The 18,837-nt window shown below is 71.4% G+C and carries 14 protein-coding genes and 1 pseudogene; 2 read left to right on the top strand and 13 right to left on the bottom strand.

Annotated elements, in window-relative coordinates; translation table 11 throughout:
* The 12 genes and pseudogenes from ABZU32_RS39915 to ABZU32_RS39860 all read right to left on the bottom strand — a co-directional run.
* A pseudogene (locus ABZU32_RS39915) lies at nucleotides 1-435 on the bottom strand (hypothetical protein); the annotation flags it as partial.
* A gap of 250 nt (nucleotides 436-685) precedes the next feature.
* Nucleotides 686-1,459 carry a TIGR03936 family radical SAM-associated protein gene (locus tag ABZU32_RS39910; RefSeq protein ID WP_354853695.1) on the bottom strand — a complete coding sequence of 258 codons (774 nt, stop codon included), beginning with the start codon at nucleotides 1,457-1,459 and terminating at the stop codon, nucleotides 686-688.
* Between the two features lie 153 nt (nucleotides 1,460-1,612).
* Complete coding sequence (locus ABZU32_RS39905) at nucleotides 1,613-3,538, bottom strand: TIGR03960 family B12-binding radical SAM protein (RefSeq protein WP_354931748.1); 1,926 nt, start codon at nucleotides 3,536-3,538, stop codon at nucleotides 1,613-1,615.
* 93 nt (nucleotides 3,539-3,631) lie between these two features.
* Complete coding sequence (gene rodA / locus ABZU32_RS39900; protein WP_354853689.1) at nucleotides 3,632-4,795, bottom strand: rod shape-determining protein RodA; 1,164 nt, start codon at nucleotides 4,793-4,795, stop codon at nucleotides 3,632-3,634.
* Complete coding sequence (gene mrdA, locus ABZU32_RS39895; protein ID WP_354853686.1) at nucleotides 4,792-6,840, bottom strand: penicillin-binding protein 2; 2,049 nt, start codon at nucleotides 6,838-6,840, stop codon at nucleotides 4,792-4,794. The genes rodA and mrdA overlap by 4 nt, the downstream gene beginning before the upstream one ends.
* Nucleotides 6,837-7,364 (bottom strand): rod shape-determining protein MreD, encoded by a 528-nt coding sequence (gene mreD, locus ABZU32_RS39890; protein ID WP_354931751.1) that lies wholly within the window; start codon nucleotides 7,362-7,364, stop codon nucleotides 6,837-6,839. Before mreD ends, mrdA begins: the two co-directional genes overlap by 4 nt.
* Before the next feature lie 364 nt (nucleotides 7,365-7,728).
* Nucleotides 7,729-9,054, bottom strand: coding sequence for a rod shape-determining protein MreC (locus ABZU32_RS39885; RefSeq protein ID WP_354931745.1), 1,326 nt, complete (start codon nucleotides 9,052-9,054; stop codon nucleotides 7,729-7,731).
* Between the two features lie 34 nt (nucleotides 9,055-9,088).
* Nucleotides 9,089-10,120 carry a rod shape-determining protein gene (locus ABZU32_RS39880; protein WP_354853681.1) on the bottom strand — a complete coding sequence of 344 codons (1,032 nt, stop codon included), beginning with the start codon at nucleotides 10,118-10,120 and terminating at the stop codon, nucleotides 9,089-9,091.
* A gap of 268 nt (nucleotides 10,121-10,388) precedes the next feature.
* Nucleotides 10,389-10,799: a nucleoside-diphosphate kinase gene (gene ndk / locus ABZU32_RS39875; protein WP_354853678.1), complete on the bottom strand. Its 411-nt coding sequence runs from the start codon at nucleotides 10,797-10,799 to the stop codon at nucleotides 10,389-10,391.
* Nucleotides 10,800-11,152: 353 nt separating this feature from the next.
* Complete coding sequence (locus ABZU32_RS39870; RefSeq protein ID WP_354931742.1) at nucleotides 11,153-13,588, bottom strand: hypothetical protein; 2,436 nt, start codon at nucleotides 13,586-13,588, stop codon at nucleotides 11,153-11,155.
* Nucleotides 13,589-13,605: 17 nt separating this feature from the next.
* Nucleotides 13,606-13,941, bottom strand: a complete 336-nt coding sequence (locus tag ABZU32_RS39865) for a DUF4233 domain-containing protein (protein ID WP_354853673.1) — start codon at nucleotides 13,939-13,941, stop codon at nucleotides 13,606-13,608.
* Between the two features lie 28 nt (nucleotides 13,942-13,969).
* Nucleotides 13,970-15,292: a folylpolyglutamate synthase/dihydrofolate synthase family protein gene (locus ABZU32_RS39860; RefSeq protein WP_354931739.1), complete on the bottom strand. Its 1,323-nt coding sequence runs from the start codon at nucleotides 15,290-15,292 to the stop codon at nucleotides 13,970-13,972.
* Nucleotides 15,293-15,485: 193 nt separating this feature from the next.
* Between ABZU32_RS39860 and ABZU32_RS39855 the strand changes: the two genes are divergently transcribed.
* Nucleotides 15,486-16,061: a cysteine hydrolase family protein gene (locus tag ABZU32_RS39855; RefSeq protein ID WP_354853667.1), complete on the top strand. Its 576-nt coding sequence runs from the start codon at nucleotides 15,486-15,488 to the stop codon at nucleotides 16,059-16,061.
* A gap of 126 nt (nucleotides 16,062-16,187) precedes the next feature.
* Here the strand turns inward: ABZU32_RS39855 and ABZU32_RS39850 are convergent, their stop codons facing one another.
* Complete coding sequence (locus tag ABZU32_RS39850; protein ID WP_354931736.1) at nucleotides 16,188-16,886, bottom strand: SDR family NAD(P)-dependent oxidoreductase; 699 nt, start codon at nucleotides 16,884-16,886, stop codon at nucleotides 16,188-16,190.
* Between the two features lie 102 nt (nucleotides 16,887-16,988).
* Between ABZU32_RS39850 and ABZU32_RS39845 the strand changes: the two genes are divergently transcribed.
* Nucleotides 16,989-17,867, top strand: a complete 879-nt coding sequence (locus ABZU32_RS39845; RefSeq protein WP_354931733.1) for a helix-turn-helix transcriptional regulator — start codon at nucleotides 16,989-16,991, stop codon at nucleotides 17,865-17,867.
* The last annotated feature ends 970 nt before the right edge of the window (nucleotides 17,868-18,837 follow it).

Here is an 18,837-nt window from a genome sequence, read left to right as displayed (position 1 = left end):
CGCCGGGGCGGCCGGGGCGGCCTCCTCCGGGGCGGCGGGCGGGGCGGCGGGCGCGGCGGGCTCCTGCGCCGCGGCGGGAGCCTCGGTCACGGGGGCCGGTGCCTCCTGCGCGCTCACGGCGGTCTCGTCGATCTCGGCCGGCGCCGCGGCCTTCCTGGTCGTGCGCGTGCGCCGCGTGGCCGCCGGCGCGTCGGGGTCCTTGGCGGTGACGCGGCGCGACCTGGTGGCGCGCTTGGCCGGCGCCTGCGCCGGCTCGGCCCCTTCCTCGGTCCGCGCCGCGGGCACGACCTGCTCGTCGCTCCTCGCGGCCGGCACGATCTCCTCGGCGGACCGCGCCGCAGGCGCCATCTCGGGGTCGGCCTCCGCGCGCGGCGCGGGAACCCCCCCGACGGGCTGGGCCGCCGTGTCGGCGGGGGCCTGCTGCGGAGCCGTCACCAGACCCGAAGCGCGCTCGGGCTCCTCGGGCGGCGGACCGGCCGGGCGGCTCGCCGCCCGGCGCCGGCGGACCGGCTTCGCCTCTTGCTGTGCTGTTGTATCCCCATCAGGGCCGTAGGCCCCGACAATGGGCTCGTTGTCGAGCATGCGGGCGTTCTCCCGTCAGGCTCCCGGGCGCGTCTCCGCGCCGCGCGGGAGCTCTCGTCTCTCGCTGTGCGCCAGGCCGCCTCGCGGGGCCCGGCACCAAGTCCTATTTGTGGTCAGCGACGTGCCGCACAGCCGGTCCCGGCTCGCCGCCGCGCACGTCGCGGTCCAGGTCGAGCGGGTCGGCGGTCCCACCGGTGCGCGCGTCGAGCGGCCCCTGCGCCAGCCGGGTCACCGCGGGGGGTGACGGCGGCGCGAAGTCGGCCACAAGTCGCAGACCCGTGAGCACGTCGTCGGGTCGAACGGCAGGTGTCACGTGCCGTACAACCATACGAAGTATCGCACATGGCGGGCTGGGCTCCCGGCCCGCCGTTTGTTCCGTTCCATCATGGGCCGTCAATGTGACGACGGCCGCTCTGGCGTCGAAGCGGCGCAGGCCCTTCTTGGTCATGCGCTCGACCTCGACACGCTCGGCGGCCAGGAAGAGATCGGCCGCGGCCAGCGCGGCCCGCGGGTCGGCCCCGGAGAGGCGGACCTCCCACACCGAGCACTCGAGCCGGTCGGCCAGGCTGCCGGCGCGCGCCTCGACGACGTCGAGCACGTCCAGCCCCGGCGGCAGCGACGCGTCGAGGTCGCCGCGCAGCCGCTCGGGCTCGCAGGGCGTCACGACGCCGATCTCGAGGTATTCGGCCTCGCTCGCCACCCCCGTGGGGGCGGCTCCCGCATAGGAGATCTTCGGATGGGGGGTGAATCCCGCGCTGAAGCCGACCGGGATGCCGGACCGGCGCACCGCTCGTTCGATGGCGCGCGAGATGTCTCGATGGCTGGTGAACCGCAGCCGGCCGCGCTTGGCGTAGCGCACGCGAAGGCGCTGCACCACGGGCGCGGGCGGAGGCCCATCAGGAACGGGGTTTCTCAGTTAAGTGATCCTTTCTCAGATGATGACCGGGTTTCTCTCCTAGTCAACGGCCACGGGCGGTGTTCGCTTCCATCGGGCGCGGCCGGCCGCCCCCGGCGGGGCCGCGGACGAAGCTCACACCACCGAGAGCGGAAGCAGCTTCCTGCCGGTCGGGCCGATCTGGATCTCGGTCCCCATGGTGGGACAGACACCGCAGTCGTAACAGGGGGTCCAGCGGCAGTCCTCGACCTCGGTCTCGTCGTCGATGGCGTCCTGCCAGTCCTGCCACAGCCACTCGCGGTCGAGGCCGGCGTCCAGGTGATCCCAGGGGAGCACCTCGACCTCCTCGCGCTCGCGGGTGGTGTACCAGTCGACGTCCACCGGCCCGCCGGCCAGCACCCGCTCGGCGCAGGACATCCAGCGCGCGTAGGAGAAGTGCTCGCTCCAGCCGTCGAACCGGCCGCCGTCCTCCCACACGGCCCTGATCACCGCGCCGACCCGGCGGTCGCCCCGCGACAGCAGACCCTCGACGATGGAGGGCTGGCCGTCGTGGTAACGGTAGCCGATGGCCTTGCCGTACTCCTTGTCGGAGCGCAGGGCGTCCCTGAGCTGCTTGAGCCGGCTGTCGACGGTCTCGTGGTCGCACTGGGCGGCCCACTGGAACGGGGTGTGCGGCTTGGGCACGAACCCGCCGATGGACACCGTGCAGCGGATGTCACGCGAACCGGTGGCCTCACGCCCCGCCTTGATGACCTTCTTGGCCAGGTCGGCGATGCCGAGCACGTCCTGGTCGGTCTCGGTGGGCAGGCCGCACATGAAGTAGAGCTTCACCTGCCGCCACCCCTGGCTGTAGGCCGTGGTGACGGTGCGGATCAGGTCTTCCTCGGTGACCATCTTGTTGATGACCTTGCGCATGCGCTCGGACCCGCCCTCGGGCGCGAACGTCAGGCCCGAGCGGCGGCCGCCCCGCGAGAACTCGTTGGCCAGGTCGATGTTGAAGGCGTCGACGCGCGTGGAGGGCAGCGACAGGCTGGTGTTGGTGCCCTCGTAGCGGTCGGCCAGGCCCTTGGCGACCTCGGCGATCTCGGAGTGGTCGGCACTGGACAGCGAGAGCAGGCCGACCTCGTTGAAGCCGGACTCCTTGACGCCGGCCTCGACCATGTCGCCGATCGTGGTGATCGACCGCTCGCGCACCGGACGGGTGATCATGCCGGCCTGGCAGAACCGGCAGCCGCGCGTGCAGCCGCGGAAGATCTCGACGCTGAACCGCTCGTGCACGGTCTCGGCCAGCGGGACCAGCGGCTTCTTCGGATACGGCCACTCGTCGAGATCCATCACGGTGTGCTTCTGCACGCGCCACGGCACCCCGGACCTGTTCGGCGCGACTCGCTTGATGCGCCCGTCGGGGTGGTACTCGACGTCGTAGAACTTCGGGACGTACACCCCGCCGGTCGAGGCCAGCCGCATGAGCAGCTCGTCGCGGCCGCCCGGCCGGCCCTCGCCCTTCCACTCGCGGATCACCTCGGAGATGGCGATGGCGATCTGCTCGCCGTCGCCGAGCACCGCGGCGTCCAGGAAGTCGGCGATCGGCTCGGGGTTGAACGCGGCGTGCCCGCCGGCCAGCACGATCGGGTCGTCGTCGCCGCGGTCGACCGCGTTGAACGGAATGCCGGCCAGATCGAGCGCGGTGAGCATGTTGGTGTAGCCGAGCTCGGTGGAGAACGACACGCCGAGCACGTCGAAGGCCCGCACCGGGCGGTGGGCGTCGACCGTGAACTGCGGCACGCCGTGCTCGCGCATGAGCGCCTCGAGGTCGGGCCACACCGTGTAGGTGCGCTCGGCCAGCGTGCCGGGCAGCTCGTTGAGGATCTCGTAAAGGATCTGGACACCCTGGTTGGGCAGGCCGACCTCGTAGGCGTCCGGATACATCAGCGCCCAGCGGACAGATGCCTCGTCCCACTCCTTGACGGTCGAATTAAGTTCACCACCGACATACTGGATCGGCTTCTGCACGCTGGGCAGGAGCGCTTCCAGGCGGGGAAACAGCGACTCGACAGACATGCGATTAAGGTTAGTTGCTGCCCGCCTCCTCTCGCGCCAGCACACCCGCCCGAAGGCGTGCGTCATGCCCTCCTCCGGGCGTCATCGGGCGCCTCAGAAGGGGCGTTCGCGGATGTGCACGGCCTGCAGCACGCCGAGGGCGATCATGTTGGCGAACGTGGCCGTGCCCCCGTACGACACGAACGGCAGCGGCACCCCGGTGATCGGCATGATGCCGATGGTCATGCCGACGTTGACGAAGGTCTGGAAGGCGAACCAGCACACCACGCCCCCCACCGCCATCGCGCTGAAGCGGTCCTCCGAGCGGCGGGCGATGCGCAGGCCCCGCAGCAGCACCACCCCGAGCAGCGCGACCACGGTGACCGCGCCGAGGAACCCGAACTCCTCCCCCACCACGGTGAAGATGAAGTCGGTGTGCTGCTCGGGAACGAACCGGCCGGTCGTCTGGCCGCCATGGAACAGCCCCTTGCCGAACAGCTCCCCCGAGCCGATCGCGATCAGCGACTGCGTGCTGTTGTACCCGGCTCCGCGCGGATCGTTGGCCGGATTGATGAACGCGGTGAACCGCGCGATCTGGTACGGCTTGAGCAGGCCGAAGAGCCACACCGCGGCCGCGCCCGCCAGCGCCAGCACGGCCAGGCCGGCGATGTAGCGCTTGCGCAGCCCAGCGAAGATCATGGCCGCCGCCGTGATGACGGCCAGCACCATCGTGGTGCCGAAGTCGGGCTGCAGCATGACCAGCCCCATCGCGATCGCCGCCGCGGCGGCGCACAGCAGGAGGTCCAGCGGGCGGGGCCGGTCGGTGCCGGGCACGGGCTCGGCGAGCAGCGCGCTCAGCATGAGGATCAGCGCGGGCTTGGCCAGCTCCGACGGCTGCACCGCGAACCCGCCGCCCAGCAGGATCCACGAATGGGAGCCGTTGATCGTCGACCCGAGCGGCGTGATCACCGCCAGCAGCCCGAGCAGTGACACCCCGTAGACCGCCGGCGCGTAGATGCGCAGCGTCCGCTGGTCGGCCAGCGCCGTGATGCCGCACAGCACCCAGCCGATGGCCAGGTTCAGGACGTGCTTCTTGACCATGCCGGTCGGCGCGCCGGCCGCCCACGTGCGCGTGGACGACCACACCAGCAGTGTGCCGATCACCGACAGCGCCAGGACCGCCACCAGCAGGACGCCGTCCACCCGCCACACCGCCGAGTGCGCCCCCATGGCCCGCCGCACCAGCGACCGGCTCCGCGGGACCAGGGCCTGGCTCACTGCACCACCGTCCCGTCCCTGGTGATCTTGGGCAGCCGGTCGACGGGTTTGCCCCCGGGCAGGGCGGCCTGCCCCTTGATGCCGTAGATGCCCTCCCAGATCTCGCGCGCCGCCGGGGCCGCGGCCATCGCGCCCTGGCCACCCTGCGAGACCGTGACGACGACCACGAACCGCGGGTCGTTCGCCGGGGCGAAGGAGGCGAACCAGGAGGTGTCCTCCTTGCCGTACACCTCAGCCGTGCCGGTCTTGCCGCCGATCTTCACCACGTTCATCGGGAACCCGCTGAAGGCCCCGGCGGCCGTGCCGTCCGAGGTCACCTCGCTCAGGGCGGCGCGGATGTAGTCGCGGGTCTCCTTGTCGACCGGCAGCCGGCCGGTCACCGGCGCCTTGATCTCCTGCACGTGGGTGCCGTCCGGCCGGACGATCGCCTTGCCGATGCGCGGGCTGCGCAGCCGCCCGTCGCCGACCAGCGCGGCGTAGGCCTTGGCGAGCTGCAGCGGCGTGACCAGCACGTCGCCCTGGCCGATGGACAGGTTGGCGGCCTCGGCGGCCTTCCACTGCATCCCTTCCAGGCAGTTCTCGTTGGCCAGCCTCTTGAGGTAGGCGGCGCGGCCGGGGTCCTTCTTCTCCACCTCGGGATAGCCGTTCTTGGCCCGCAGGCAGCTCAGGTGGTGGGTGGCGTCCCACATCGCCTTCTTCCACGCGCGGCCGGGGATGCGCCCCGGGACCTCGCCGGGCAGGTCGATGCCAGTCTTCCTGCCGAACCCGAACGCCTTGGCCGTGGTGGTCATCGGCTCCTTGGGATGCTTCACCGGGGTCAGGCCGCCGTCCCGCTTCCACATCTCGTAGGCCGCCTTGTAGAAGATGGTGTCGCAGGACTTCACCAGCGCCATGTGGAGGTCCAGCGTGCCCAGGCCGATGCCGTGGAAGTTGTGGAACGCCGTGCCGGCGACGTCGTAGACGCCGGGGCAGTCGTACTTGCCCTTCAGCGGATAGCCGTCCCTGATCATCGCCGACACCGAGGACACCTTGAACGTCGAGCCCGGCGCGTACTGCCCGTGGGTGGCGCGGGAGATCAGCGGCAGCCCTGCCTTCTCCGACAGCAGGTGCTGGTAGTCCTTCTCGGAGATGCCGCCCGCCCAGACGGCCGGATCGTAGGTCGGCACGCTGCCGATCGCGATCACCCCGCCGGTCTTGACGTCCAGGACGACGGCCGCGGCGCCGTCGGCTTTGGGAGCGTTCTTCATGGCGTGCGCCAGCGCCTCGTCCACGACCTTCTGCACGTTGGCGTCCATGTTGGTGATCAGGATGTCGCCGGGCACCGGGGAGGTCTGGCGCTCGACCCCGAGCACCTTGCCCATGCGGTCGACCTGCATCCGGCGCAGGCCCGGCGACCCGCGCAGCGCCTCGTCGTACACGAACTCCAGGCCGTCGCGGCCGACCAGGTCGACGCCGGAGAAGTTCGCCTTGAGCTTCGAGCGCTTCTTCAGCTCGTCCTCGGTGACCGGCTGGAGGTAGCCGAGCGTCTGGGACGCCCCCGTGCCGAGGGGGTACTCGCGCACGGCCTGCACCTCGGCCATCACGCCGGGGAAGTCCTCCTGCCGCTCCAGGATCTGCAGCGCCTGCCGCGGGCTGACCTTGTCGTCGATCGGGATGGGCGAGTACAGCGAGCCCGGCCAGCACGGGCGCCGCACGTGCGGCCCGCACGGGCGGATGCGCTCGCGCAGCTCCTTCACGGGCCGGCCCAGCACCGCGCCGAGCCGCTTGAGCACCGCCGCGCCGCCGTCGGGCATGCGCTCCACCTCGGCGCGGTCCACCGAGACGACCAGCGCGGTGCGATTGCGCACCAGAGGCCGGCCGGAGGCGTCCAGAATCGGGCCCCGCACCGCCGGGACGATGACGTCGCGGGTACGCGTCTCGGTGGCCGCCACCACGAACTTCGGGCCGCGCACGACCTGCACCTGCCACAGCCGCACGGTCAGCACCGCCAGCAGCGTCAGCACCAGCAGTTGCAGCACCACCAGGCGGGCGCGGACGCGGTTCACGCGCGCCTCCGCACCGGGTAGGCGCCCGTGGGAACGGCCTCGCGCCTGCCCCGTTCACCGTTGGCGCGGGCGACCACCCAGAACAGCACCACGGCCACCGCCAGGTTGTACATCACCAGCGACGGCCACAGGCCGAGCAGCGCCGTCCAGTCGACGCGGGGATCGCCGAGCAGGCCGCCGATGCCGGCCGCCAGCAACGGGACGAGCATCACCACGATGATCACCATGACCGCCCCGAAGCCGGGCGCCCGCTCGGCCGCCCGGCCCACCAGGTACCCGGCCAGGCAGAACACCAGCGCGTACTGGCCGATGACGTGAGCGGCCGGCGGCAGCACATCGGCGATCAGGCCGGCGGCGAACCCGACGCCCGCGCCCGCCACCGCGCCGCGGGCCAGGGCGAGCACGACCACCCCCATGAGGATCAGGTCGGGGCCGGTGCCGCCGGGCAGCGGCAGGCGGTTCACGACGGTCACCTGCACGATCATGATGAGGCCGGCGAGCAGCACCATCGCCATCCCTCGCATCACGCCTTCATGTCCTCTCGCCCGCCGCTCCAGCTCGCCTCACCCGCAAGGGCCCCTCCTCCACGCCCCGCTCCACCCCCCGGCCCCGCCCACACCCGCCCCGCTTGACATCCCCGACCCGCCCACACCCTCCCCGCTCCCAGACCCCGGACCCGCTCACACACGCCCCTTCGCCACCCGCTCCCGCCCCGCCTCATACGTAGGGACCGCTCACACACCCCTCGCCACCGCTCCGGCCCCGCCTCACGCGCAAGGGCCGCTCACACACACCCCTCGCCACCGCTCCCTCCACCGCACACACAGGGGCCGCTCACACACGCTCTCTCGGCCCCTTGCTCCCGCCGGCCTCACGCGCAGGGGCCGCTCAGTCATTCCCCTTCGCCGCCCGTTTCGCCGCGTCCGGCCGTCCGGACGTCTTCGCCCGACCGGACGCGACGGACCGGCCCGGCATCGCGGCCCGGCCTGGTGTGCGGGACCGGGGGTCGCGGCGGCCGGACGCGTGAGCGGACCGGCCGGTCCGTGCGGACCGGTCTGACCGGTGGGCGGACCGGGGCGGTGCGTGGGCCGGGCTCCGCGGCAGGCCGCGGAGCTTCTCGCGTTCGGCCTCCTGGCCGCCCTGATCACTCCCCGCGCCCTGTTCCCCCCTGTCGCGTCTCGCGCCCTGGTCGCCGCTGTCACGTCCGGCGTCCTGCTCGGCCTCCTCGCGCCGGGCGCGGGCCGACGGCGAGGACGACGGCCCCGGCGCGGGCGTCGGACCTGTGGAGGGCGGCGCCGCCTGCGCGGGGGCCGGAGTCGCGGGAGCCCGCACGGCCTTGCGGGGCGCCGACGGCAGCATCGCGTCCCGGGGGTCGCGCTGCGGCGCCCGTACCACGACCCCGACCACGTCCAGGGCCCCGAAGTCGACGAACGGCCGGGCGTAGGCGACGCGGGTGAGCTCGCCGGGCGTGGGCTCCACGCGCTCGATGGTGCCGACCGGCAGCCCCGGCGCGTACGGCGTGCCGTTCTGGGAGCCGAAGCTGACGATGCGCCGGCCGACGGTCAGCGTCGCCGTGGAGTCCAGCACCCGGAATCGGACCAGCCGTCCCTCGGCCGCCGGTCCGAGCCCGGTCACGACGCCGATCTGGTTGCCGCCCTCCAGACGCGCCCCCGCCGCCGAGGCCGGGTCGGTGAGCAGCACCACCGTGGAGGTCGACGGACCGGTGTGCACGACCCGGCCGACCAGGCCGTCGCCGTTCAGCACGGTCATCTCGGTGCGCACGCCGTCACCCCGGCCCGCGTCGATCTCGACGGCGTCCTCGAACCCCGGCACGCCCCGCCTGGCGATGACCTGGGCGGCGACCACGCGGTAGCCGCCGAGCCCGGACAGGCCGAGCATGCCGGACAGCTCGGCCGACCGGCGGCGGTCCAGGCTGTTGGCGGTCACCTCGCGCCTCAGCCGCGCGTTCTCGGCGCGCAACGCCGCAAGGCGCCGCTTGTACTCCGGAGCGGAGGAGAAGGTGTCGATGAACTCGCCGACGGGCCGCACGACGCCCGTGCCGGCCTCCTCGGCGACGCCGAACAGCGACGCCCCCACCGAGCGGACGGGCTCGAACAAGGAGTCCTCGCGCTGCCGGTGGTCGATGGTGATCAGGACGAGCGCCGCCGCCAGCAGCAGGCCGAGGATCAACCGCGCGCGGCGGGTATCCCTCATCAGAGTCTCGGCTCCATCAATGTCTCGGTGACGGTCAGTGTCTCGGCTCCGGCACCAGCACCTGCTGCAGGACCTCGAACTCCTCGACGCACTTGCCCGAGCCGAGCGCGACGGAGTCCAGGGCGTTCTCCACGAGGTGGATGGGCATGCCGGTCTCGTCCCGCAGGCGGTCGTCCATGCCCTTGAGCAGGGCGCCGCCGCCGGTGAGCGCGACACCGCGGTCCATCAGGTCGCCCGAGAGCTCCGGAGGGCACTTGTCCAGGGTCGACTTGACCGCGTCAACGATGATCTTGAGGGGCTCCTCGGTGGCCTTGCGGATCTCGTCGGCCGACACCACGATCGTCTTGGGCAGCCCGGTGACCAGGTCTCGCCCCCGGATCTCGGCGTGGCAGTCGTCGCCGGTCGGGCACGCCGAGCCGATGGCGATCTTGATCTCCTCGGCGGTGCGCTCCCCGAGCATCAGGGAGTACTCCTTCTTGGCGAACGACATGATCGCCTGGTCGAGCTCGTCACCCCCGACGCGGATGGACTGGCTGGTCACGATGCCGCCCATCGAGATGATCGCCACCTCGGTGGTGCCGCCGCCGATGTCGACCACCATGTTCCCGGTGGGCTCGTGAACGGGCAGCCGGGCCCCGATGGCGGCCGCCATCGGCTCTTCGATGATGTAGACGCGCCGCGCCCCCGCCTGGTAGCCGGCCTCTTTCACCGCGCGCTGCTCGACGCCGGTGATGCCGCTGGGCACGGCCACGATAATGCGCGGTTTGGCGAAATGGCTGCGTTTGTGCACCCGTTGGATGAAATAGCGCAGCATACGCTCGGTGACGTCGAAGTCGGCGATGACGCCGTCCTTCAGCGGGCGTATCGCCACGATGTTGCCGGGCGTCCGGCCAATCATTCTCTTGGCCTCGATGCCCACAGCCACGATCTTGCCGGTGGTCGTGTTGATCGCGACCACCGACGGCTCGTTGAGCACGATGCCGCGCCCGCGCACGTAGACCAACGTGTTGGCGGTGCCCAGGTCGACGGCCATGTCACGGCCGAGGAATGCCAGCTTGCTGCCCATGGGGAAGGAAACCTTCCTTCAGGTCGTTCGCGAGAGATTACGGTTCGCATTCGAATCGTAACGTGACGTACCCACCTGTGAGGGCAACGAGCCGTGCGAGCCGAGAAAAATTGGCGTCCTTTACCGGGCGTCATCGCCGCGACCTGCGCTGACACTCCCACGAGACGCGAAGGGCCCCGGCGCGCCGCGCCGGGGCCCTTGGGGATCACCCCCGCGCCGAGACCGGGCCGCTGGAGAGCGGCCGTTCTCGAAGACGCGGGGCCGGACCTCAGAAGCGGTCCGGGAAGAAGATCTTGACCTCGCGGGCGGCCGACTCGGGCGAGTCGGACCCGTGGACGATGTTCTCGCCGATCTCCAGGGCGTGGTCGCCGCGGATGGTGCCCGGGGCCGACTTCACCGGGTCGGTGGCACCGGCCAGGGCGCGGAACGCCTCGACGGCGCGCGGGCCCTCCAGGACCAGCGCCACCAGCGGGCCGGAGGTGATGAAGTCGACGAGCTCCCCGAAGAACGGCTTCTCGGAGTGCTCGGCGTAGTGGGCCTTGGCCGTCTCGACGTCGAGCGTGCGGAGGTCCATGGCCACGACCTTGAGGCCCTTGCGCTCCACGCGGGCGATCACGTCACCGATGAGGCCACGGCGGACGCCGTCGGGCTTGATCAGGACAAGCGTGCGCTCGGACACAGGTATCTCCTTTGTTGTGTTCACCGGCCGGCGCGCATGGCCGCCGGCGAATAAGGGGAAGCGTGTGCGCAGCTTACCGGCCGACGCCCCCCTCGCCGTCCTTCCCACCGCCTCCTCCCGGAGGCCGGAACGCCACGAGGGAGGAGATGCGAGTCGACCTCAGCGCAACAGTGCTAGGTGAACCGACCTCAACGCGAGGGTGAGGTCAGCGCGAGGGTGACGTCGGCCCGAGGGTGACGTGGCCCGAGGGTGAGGTCGACCCGAGGGGGTGAGGTCACGCGCGGAAGTGAGAGGTCAGCGCGATGATGAGGAGGTGGGCAGCCGCAGCGGGCGGATGGGGAGGGGAGCCGACCTCAGCGGGCGAGGCCGTCCGGCCCTGGGGTCTCCTCCGGACAGGAGGCCGGCGGTAGGACGGCCGGTAGTTCTGCGGTGTCACCGCCCGAGCCCGGCGGCGGAACGGCCGGAAGCACCGCGGTGTCACCATCTGTCGGCCCCTCAGACCCGGCATCCGCCTCGGCGTGCGGCGGACCCGCCGCGGCGTCGGCCGCGCCCCGGCCGGCCCCGGTCGCCGGGTGGCCCGGTGGAGTCACGGGCGGAGCGGAAGAACCCGCCGCCGAAGGCGACCACCCTGGCCGCGGAACGGTGGAACCCGTTGCCGAAGGCGCTCGCCCTGGCGGTGGCGCCGAGGCGCCCGCCGAGGAGACATCCGGGCCCCGTGAATCGGCATCCGGGCGTCCCCGCGAGGCGGCATCCGAGCCTCGTGAGGGGGCACCCGGGCCCGCTGAGGGGACATCCGTCGAGGGGAGGTCGGCCGCCGGGAAGGGCGCCGTGCGGGACTGCCAACGTGGCGCCACTTTGACGTCGGACGCCTTCGAGGCGGATCTGCGCGGCGACGGCGGCACACCGACGGTCCCCCCGGAATCAGGGGGACGCGTCCCATCCCCCCGGCCGGACTCCGGGGAACGCGTCTCAAGCGCCCCACCGGAGCCTGGAGAACGCGCCTCGAGCGCTCGGCCGGAGCGTCCGGACGACTCGCCCTCATACGCCCGGCGGGCGAGTGCCGCGCCCAGGACCAGGACGATCACGACGGTGAACCCGGCCACCAGCGCCCAGATGTGCAGCGCCCCGACGAACCCGTCGACCATGGCCTCCGTGGTGACCTTCCCCGACGTGCTGACCGCGCGCAGTCGGCCGACCTGGATGCCCGTGCCGAGCAGGAAGCCGCACAGGACGGCCGGGAAGCAGAGCGACAGGCCGAAAAGCGAGGCGCGGTGCCCGGCGGCCCGGATCGCCGAGGTGACGGCCACGGCCGCGCCCGCCGACAGCAGCGAGAACGGCACGACCAGCGGCATGCCCGAGGCGGACGGGACGAACAGCCGTACGGCGCACAGCCCGACCACCATGGCGACCAGGCCGCCTCCGACGAGCTTCGGCACCGCCCCGAGCCCGGCCCGCCCGGCCAGCGACGCGGCCACGAGCGTCACCACGGCGGCGAGCCCGAAGGCCGCCCACAGCCCTGAAAGCCCCGGGCCGCCCAGCCCGCCCAACTCCACGTACGTCACCTGCGCGGCAGTGGGCAGCACGACGAGGCCGACGGCGACCATGACGAAGGCGACCAGGCGACCCCCGGGGCCTTCCACCCGGCTGAGGCCGGCCACCGCCAGCAGCATCACCACCGCGATGGTCGCGGCGACCAGGATGAGCCCGGACGGCCAGTCGAAGGTCGTGCCGAAGGCCAGCACGGCGATGCCCGCCGACAGCCCTGCCGCCGGCCCGAGATGCGCCCGGCCGCCCGCCCCCGAACGCGCCCGGCCCTCGGGACCGACACGGCCCTCCAAACCGAGACGCGCCCGGCTCTCCGGACCGACACGGCCCTCCGGACCAAGACTCGCCGGGCTTTCCGGCCCGAGACGCACCCGACCTCTCGGCCCCGAACGCGCCCGGCCCTCCGGACCGAGATCGGCCGGGTCGGCGACGGGCACGGCGATGTCGCCACCGACGGCGCCCGTGCCGGCCGCCGCGTCCACCCCGCGGGCCACCTCTGGATGGACCCCGCCGCGGCGCTCGCCCGGATGGGAACGCAGGCCGCCGCCGTTGGCGCGAGCCCGCTCAGCGCCCCCGTCCGCCCTTCCACGAGCAGAGGGCCGCGCGGACGGGGCGGTGTCGCCCGTCGCGCGCCAGAGCACCGAATGGACGGCCGCCAGGGCGAGCGCCACCCCGGTCAGCAGCGGATACGGCTGGAGGGTCACCCGCCACGACGTCACCGCGTCGAGCGGCCAGAGCGCGAGCGCCTGAGCGGCCAGCATGCTGACGGCCAGCATGCCGGCCCACAGCGGCATCAGCACGTCGCGAGACGCCCCCCGGCGCTCGCTGCTCGCCGCGAACGTCGCCGGGAGCAGGACGCCAGCTCCGATGCCGTGCAGGACGCGCAGCGCCCCGACGGCGAAGGTGGAGTCGGCGAAACCGCCGGCCACGTCGGCCACCGCGAGGCAGGCGAAGCCCACGAGCAGCATGGTCGCCGCGTTGACCCGTCTCAGCGCCGAACCGGCGAGCGGCACCGCGCAGAGCATGGCGGGAAGGGCGAGACCGTGGGCCCTGAGGATCCACACTCCGGCGAGGCCGGGCGGGAGCAGCGAGGCGACCACGGAGATGGTGTTGGGCACGGCGACGATCGCCAGCGGAAGCGCGACCGCGATCAGGAGCCCGACGAGGACGTCGAGCGCCAGCGGCAGACGATTGACCCGGCCAACTGTCGCGAGGCCAGCGGCCTGGATGGGGGGTACGGCCATACTGGCCGACTTTAGCGCTAAGTCACTCCCTCGACACGACGAGCGACGAAGATTGCCGTCACCCAAAGTGCCGCGAAGATCACGCCGAGGAAGAACATGATCGGCACCAGGAACCCCGTGGCGATGGCGAGCAGTTGCAGCACGCTGCCGGCGACGTAGGCGAAAGGCCGTTTGAGCAGGCCCGTCACCACGACGCACGCCACCGCCAGCCCTAGGCCGACGGTCACGGCGACGGCCGGGGTCACACCGTTGACCATGATGGCGACAGGTGTGATCAGCCCGAGCACGATGGCCTCCATGCCGAGCACACTGGCGCACAGCCGCCGCATGCCAGGCGTGACGGTGATGCTCACGCCCTCGTCCCTTCCACGACTCCGCGACTCACTGCTCGGCGCCGGCCTTCAGCAGCAGGCGGGCATCTCCCACGGTGACCACGGAACCGGTGATGAGCACCCCCGCGCCGGCGAACTCGCCGGTCTCCTCCGCCAGGCCGATGGCGATGTCGATGGCATCGTCGAGCCTCGCCGCCTGGTGGACGCGCTCGCCGCCGTAGATGTCCTCCGCCAGCGCCGCCAGCTCCTCGGGATCCATGGACCGCGTCGAGGAGTTGCGGGTGACGACGATCTCCTCGGTGATGGGTTCGAGCAGCTCCAGCACACCCGCCACGTCCTTGTCGGCCATCACCGCGACCACGGCGATCAGGCGGGAGAAGCCGAACGACTCCTCCATGGCCTCGACGACCGACTCCATGGCACCCGGGTTGTGCGCCGCGTCCACGATCACCGTCGGCCCGCGCCGCACGACCTCCAAGCGCCCGGGCGAGGTGACCGCGGCGAACGCCCTCCGCACCAGGTCGCCGTCGAGCGGGTCGTCGCCGCCGGTCAGCGCCTCGACCGCCGCGAGGGCACAGACGGCGTTCCCGGCCTGGTGCTCGCCGTACAGCGGCAGGAAGACCTCCTCGTACACGCCCTTGAGCCCCTGCAGACGGAGCATCTGACCGCCTATCGCCACCTCGCGGTGCACGACCCCGAACTCCAGCCCCTCGCGGGCGACCGTCGCCCCGGTCTCGGCGGCCCGGCGCACCAGCACCTCGGCCGCCGCCAGCGGCTGCTGTGACAGCACGGCGGTCGCGCCGGGCTTGATGATGCCGGCCTTCTCCCGGGCGATGGCCTCGATGTCCGGCCCGAGGTACTCGACATGATCAAGGGAGATGGGAGTGATGACGGCGACGGTGCCCTGCGCCACGCTGGTGGAGTCCCAGGTGCCGCCCATGCCCACCTCGATGACGGCCACGTCGACCGGCGCGTCCGCGAAGGCCGCGTACGCCATGGCCGTGAGCGTCTCGAAGAACGACAGCCGTCCCTGCTGCTGGTCGACGAGCTGGAGGTAGGGCAGGACGTCCTCGTAGACCTCGGTGAAGCGTTCTTCGCTGAGCGGCTCGCCGTCGATGGTGATGCGCTCGCGCATGGAGACCAGGTGAGGGCTGGTGAACCGGCCGACCCTGAGGTTACGCTCACGCAGCAGGGTGTCGATCATGCGGGCCGTGCTCGACTTGCCGTTGGTGCCGGTGATGTGCACGACCGGATAGGCCCGCTGGGGCTGGCCCAGCATGTCCATCAGGATGTTGATCCGGTCAAGGGTGGGATCGATGTCCCACTCCACACCCCGCTGCAAGATCGCCTTTTCGACCGCCTGATATTCCACACCAGAAGCCTACTGACCGCCTCCGGCCCTCCGGACAACCCACCACCCCACCCGGCCCCGCCCTACCGGCCCCCACGTCCTCGCGCCGTCATGGACGAACGCCCGCGCACCCGTCATGCGTGCCCGCCGGACTGTCGGTGGGCCGTCCTACTGTGAGTGAGACACAGGACCCAAGATCAGACAAGAGGCTCCCATGACGACCCTGCCCGATCGGCCGAACACCGCGCTGCTGGTCATCGACGTCCAGAACGGGGTGGTGGCCGGCGCCCACAACCGCGACGGCGTGATCGCCAACATCAACGCCCTGGTCGGCAAGGCTCGCGCCGAGCGCGTGCCCGTGGTGTGGGTGCAGCACTCCGACGACAACATCAAGGAGGGCAGCGAGAACTGGCAGTACGTGCCGGAGCTCGTCCGCGCCGAGTCCGAGCCTCTCGTCCACAAGCACTACGGCGACTCCTTCGAGGACACCGACCTCGCGTCCCGGCTCGCCGAACTCGGCGTGGGCCGTCTCGTCGTGACCGGCGCCCAGACCGACGAGTGCATCCGCTCCACCATCCACGGGGCCTTCGTCCGCGGATACGACGTGACGCTCGTCGGCGACGCGCACACCACCGAAGACCTCAGCGAGTACGGCGCGCCGACCCCGGACAAGGTGATCGCGCACACCAATCTCTACTGGCAGGGGCACCGCGCCCCGGGCCGCCAAGCGGGCACCGTCGACACGGCCGACGTGACCTTCACGACACCCGACGCAACCGACGCAAGCTGAGCGGAGTCTGCCGGGTAACCCCGCTTGTGAGGTAGCCCCCTGCTGCCAGAGGCGGTCCGTCTCCTCGGGTAGGTCCGCCAGCCGGTCCTCGTCCATCGCCGGGTAGGCGCCGAGCTCAGAGGTGGATCACCAGGCCATCGCGCCCTGACGGTCGCGGAAGGTCCCGGTCGGACCGTCCGTCCCGACGGTGGCGAGTTCGACGATCGCGTCGGTCCCCTCGGCCACCGTCTGCGGGCCGCTGTGACCGTTGAAGTCGGTCGCGGTATAGCCGGGGTCGGCCGCGTTGACCTTCACCTCCGGCCAGGCCTTCGCGTACTGCGTCGTCAGCATGGTCACGGCGGCCTTCGACGACGTGTAGAGCGGCGTGACGACCTGCGACTCGACGCGCTCTGCGTCGTGGGTCACGACGAACGACCCCATGCCACTCGACACGTTGACGATGACCGGGTTCGCGGACCTGCGAAGTAGTGGCAGGAACGCATGCGTCACCCGGACGATCCCCAGGACGTTGACCTCGAACACCTCGGCGGCGTCAGCGGCCGTGATCTGGTCGGCGGGTTTGCTCGTCCCGTGGATGCCCGCGTTGTTGATCAGAACGTCGATGAACCCCTCGTGGGCTTCGATGTCGGCGGCGGCCGCGGCCACCGACGCGTCGTCGGTAACGTCGATCTGGACGAATCGGGCACCGCCGAGTGCGTCGGCGGCCGCCTGGCCGCGCTCTGGGTCACGGGCTCCGACCAGGACGGTGTGGCCGGCCTCGATCAGCCGGCGGGCGGTCTCGTACCCGAGGGATCTGTTGGCTCCTGTGATGAACGTCGTGGTCATACCTTCACTCTCGTGCGGCGACGAGAGGGCAACCAGTGCCCTCCACGACGGTGGGACGGCCAGTACCAGGCACGACGACAATCAAGCGGGCAGGATGGCCGCATGGACGAAACCCTGGGGACGGCGTTGCGCCGCTGGCGCGACCGGCTCTCTCCCATCGATGTCGGGCGCACCGCCCGGCGCGGGCGACGTGCTGCGGGGTTGCGACGCGAGGAACTGGCCGAGCTCGCGGGGCTGTCGGTCGACTATGTGGTGCGGCTTGAGCAGGGGCGCGCCACCAACCCTTCGGCGCAGGTCGTTGCGAGCCTGGCCAGGGCGCTGCAGCTGCAACCCATGGAGCGCGATCACGCCTACAAGCTGGCCGGCCTCCTCCCGCCCCGGGAGGGAACGATCTCCACGCACGTCCCGGCGGGGATCCAGCGGATGCTGGCCCGCCTCGGGGAGTTCCCCGTCGGCGTGTTCAGCGCCGACTGGACCTTGCTGTCCTGGACCCCGGCATGGGCGGTGCTGCTGGGTGACCCCGGCGCGCGGACGCAGATAGAGCGGAACCTGGTGCGGTCGGTCTTCGCCACAGGGCCACGAGGACTCGCGGCCTGGCCCGTGCTCCACGACGGTGACGACCTGAAGCGCGCCCTCGTGGCAGATCTGCGCACGGCTCTCGTCGCCCATCCCCATGACCATGGACTGATCGACCTTGTCACGGAAATGCGCTCCAGCAGTACGGACTTCGCCCGGCTGTGGGACGAGGGCGCGGTCGGCCTCCACGTCTCGGCCCGTAAGACCATCGTGCACCCCCAGGTCGGCGAAGTGACGTGCGACTGCGACGTGCTCACCGTCCCCGGCTGCGACGTCCGGCTGGTCGTCTACACGGTCGCCGCGGGTTCCGCCGACGCGGAGAAGCTGGAATTCCTGCGCGTCACCAACGGAGTCCCCACCCACGACTCCATACCTCCAGTACCCGGCCCGTTCTCCACGCCGTAACGCTCTCTCCGGCTGGACCACCCGAGCGATGGCGCAGAAGAGGATGACCTGCAGACTCGCTAGACGCGCACCGCTGACATGCTCGCATCAGTACCAGAAAATAAGACAGCGCCAGCTGAACAGACCGCCGCCACCGCAGTAACGAACAGGCCACCGGTCGACCGAGCCGGGCACCCCAAAGGTGACAGCAGGAAATGGCACGCCATCCAATTGCGCCGAGCCGACACCGGAGAACTCGATGCCCCCGCCCAGCATGCAATCGGCCGCCCCTGCAGGTCTGCCCACGGCGCCGTAGGACGGCGCCCGCACCGCCGACCATCCTCCCGCCGTCCCACCCCCACTACCGCTCCGCGTAGCGGACTGACGACCGGGGCAGGCAGCAACGCTCAGACCACCCACCCGCATGCCCGGCGGGCCCATTCGACTTCTCCGGCGGGCCTATCCAATCCTTCGCTGACGGCACGGCCAGGCCGGTTCCTCTAGTCACGGCTAGGGGTCAACCTCGAGATGGGTGTGCCGACGTGGACGCGAGTGTCGAGTGTGACGTCGCAGAACGTGACCCAAAACGGTGCCGACTCCACCGCCCCCCCCGCCCCCGCTACCGCCGTATCTCGGACTGACGATCGGGGTGGGCAGCAACCCTCGGACCACCCACTCATATGCCGGGCGGGCTTATTCGCTTGCCCCCGGGCGGGCACGGATGTGCCGGTTCTCCTGGGTCCTGGGTCCTGGGTCTTGGCCGGCCTGGGGATGGGAGTCCCGAGGTGGGCGCCAGGTGTCGTAACAGCCGATCCGGGGCCCGTGGCGGAAATGGTCCATAAACGCAGGTAGGCCATCCACACCGTGGATGGCCTACCTTGCACTGCATAACACACATATCTATCTATCAAGTTTTGTCCGGCGGTGTCCTACTCTCCCACACCGTCCCCGGTGCAGTACCATCGGCGCTGGAAAGCTTAACTTCCGGGTT

The sequence above is a fragment of the Sphaerisporangium sp. NPDC005288 genome (assembly GCF_040607475.1).
Lineage (GTDB): Bacteria > Actinomycetota > Actinomycetes > Streptosporangiales > Streptosporangiaceae > Sphaerisporangium > Sphaerisporangium rhizosphaerae.
This window is presented reverse-complemented; position numbering and strand designations above follow the sequence as displayed.

Bases quoted from the DNA above. Each gene is read 5' to 3' on its own strand.
- ABZU32_RS39850 (WP_354931736.1), bottom strand. From the start codon at position 16,886: ATGACCACGACGTTCATCACAGGAGCCAACAGATCCCTCGGGTACGAG.
- ABZU32_RS39880 (WP_354853681.1), bottom strand. From the start codon at position 10,120: ATGGGCAGCAAGCTGGCATTCCTCGGCCGTGACATGGCCGTCGACCTG.
- ABZU32_RS39885 (WP_354931745.1), bottom strand. From the start codon at position 9,054: ATGAGGGATACCCGCCGCGCGCGGTTGATCCTCGGCCTGCTGCTGGCG.
- ABZU32_RS39870 (WP_354931742.1), bottom strand. From the start codon at position 13,588: ATGGCCGTACCCCCCATCCAGGCCGCTGGCCTCGCGACAGTTGGCCGG.
- ABZU32_RS39905 (WP_354931748.1), bottom strand. From the start codon at position 3,538: ATGTCTGTCGAGTCGCTGTTTCCCCGCCTGGAAGCGCTCCTGCCCAGC.
- ABZU32_RS39845 (WP_354931733.1), top strand. From the start codon at position 16,989: ATGGACGAAACCCTGGGGACGGCGTTGCGCCGCTGGCGCGACCGGCTC.
- mreD (WP_354931751.1), bottom strand. From the start codon at position 7,364: ATGCGAGGGATGGCGATGGTGCTGCTCGCCGGCCTCATCATGATCGTG.
- ABZU32_RS39855 (WP_354853667.1), top strand. From the start codon at position 15,486: ATGACGACCCTGCCCGATCGGCCGAACACCGCGCTGCTGGTCATCGAC.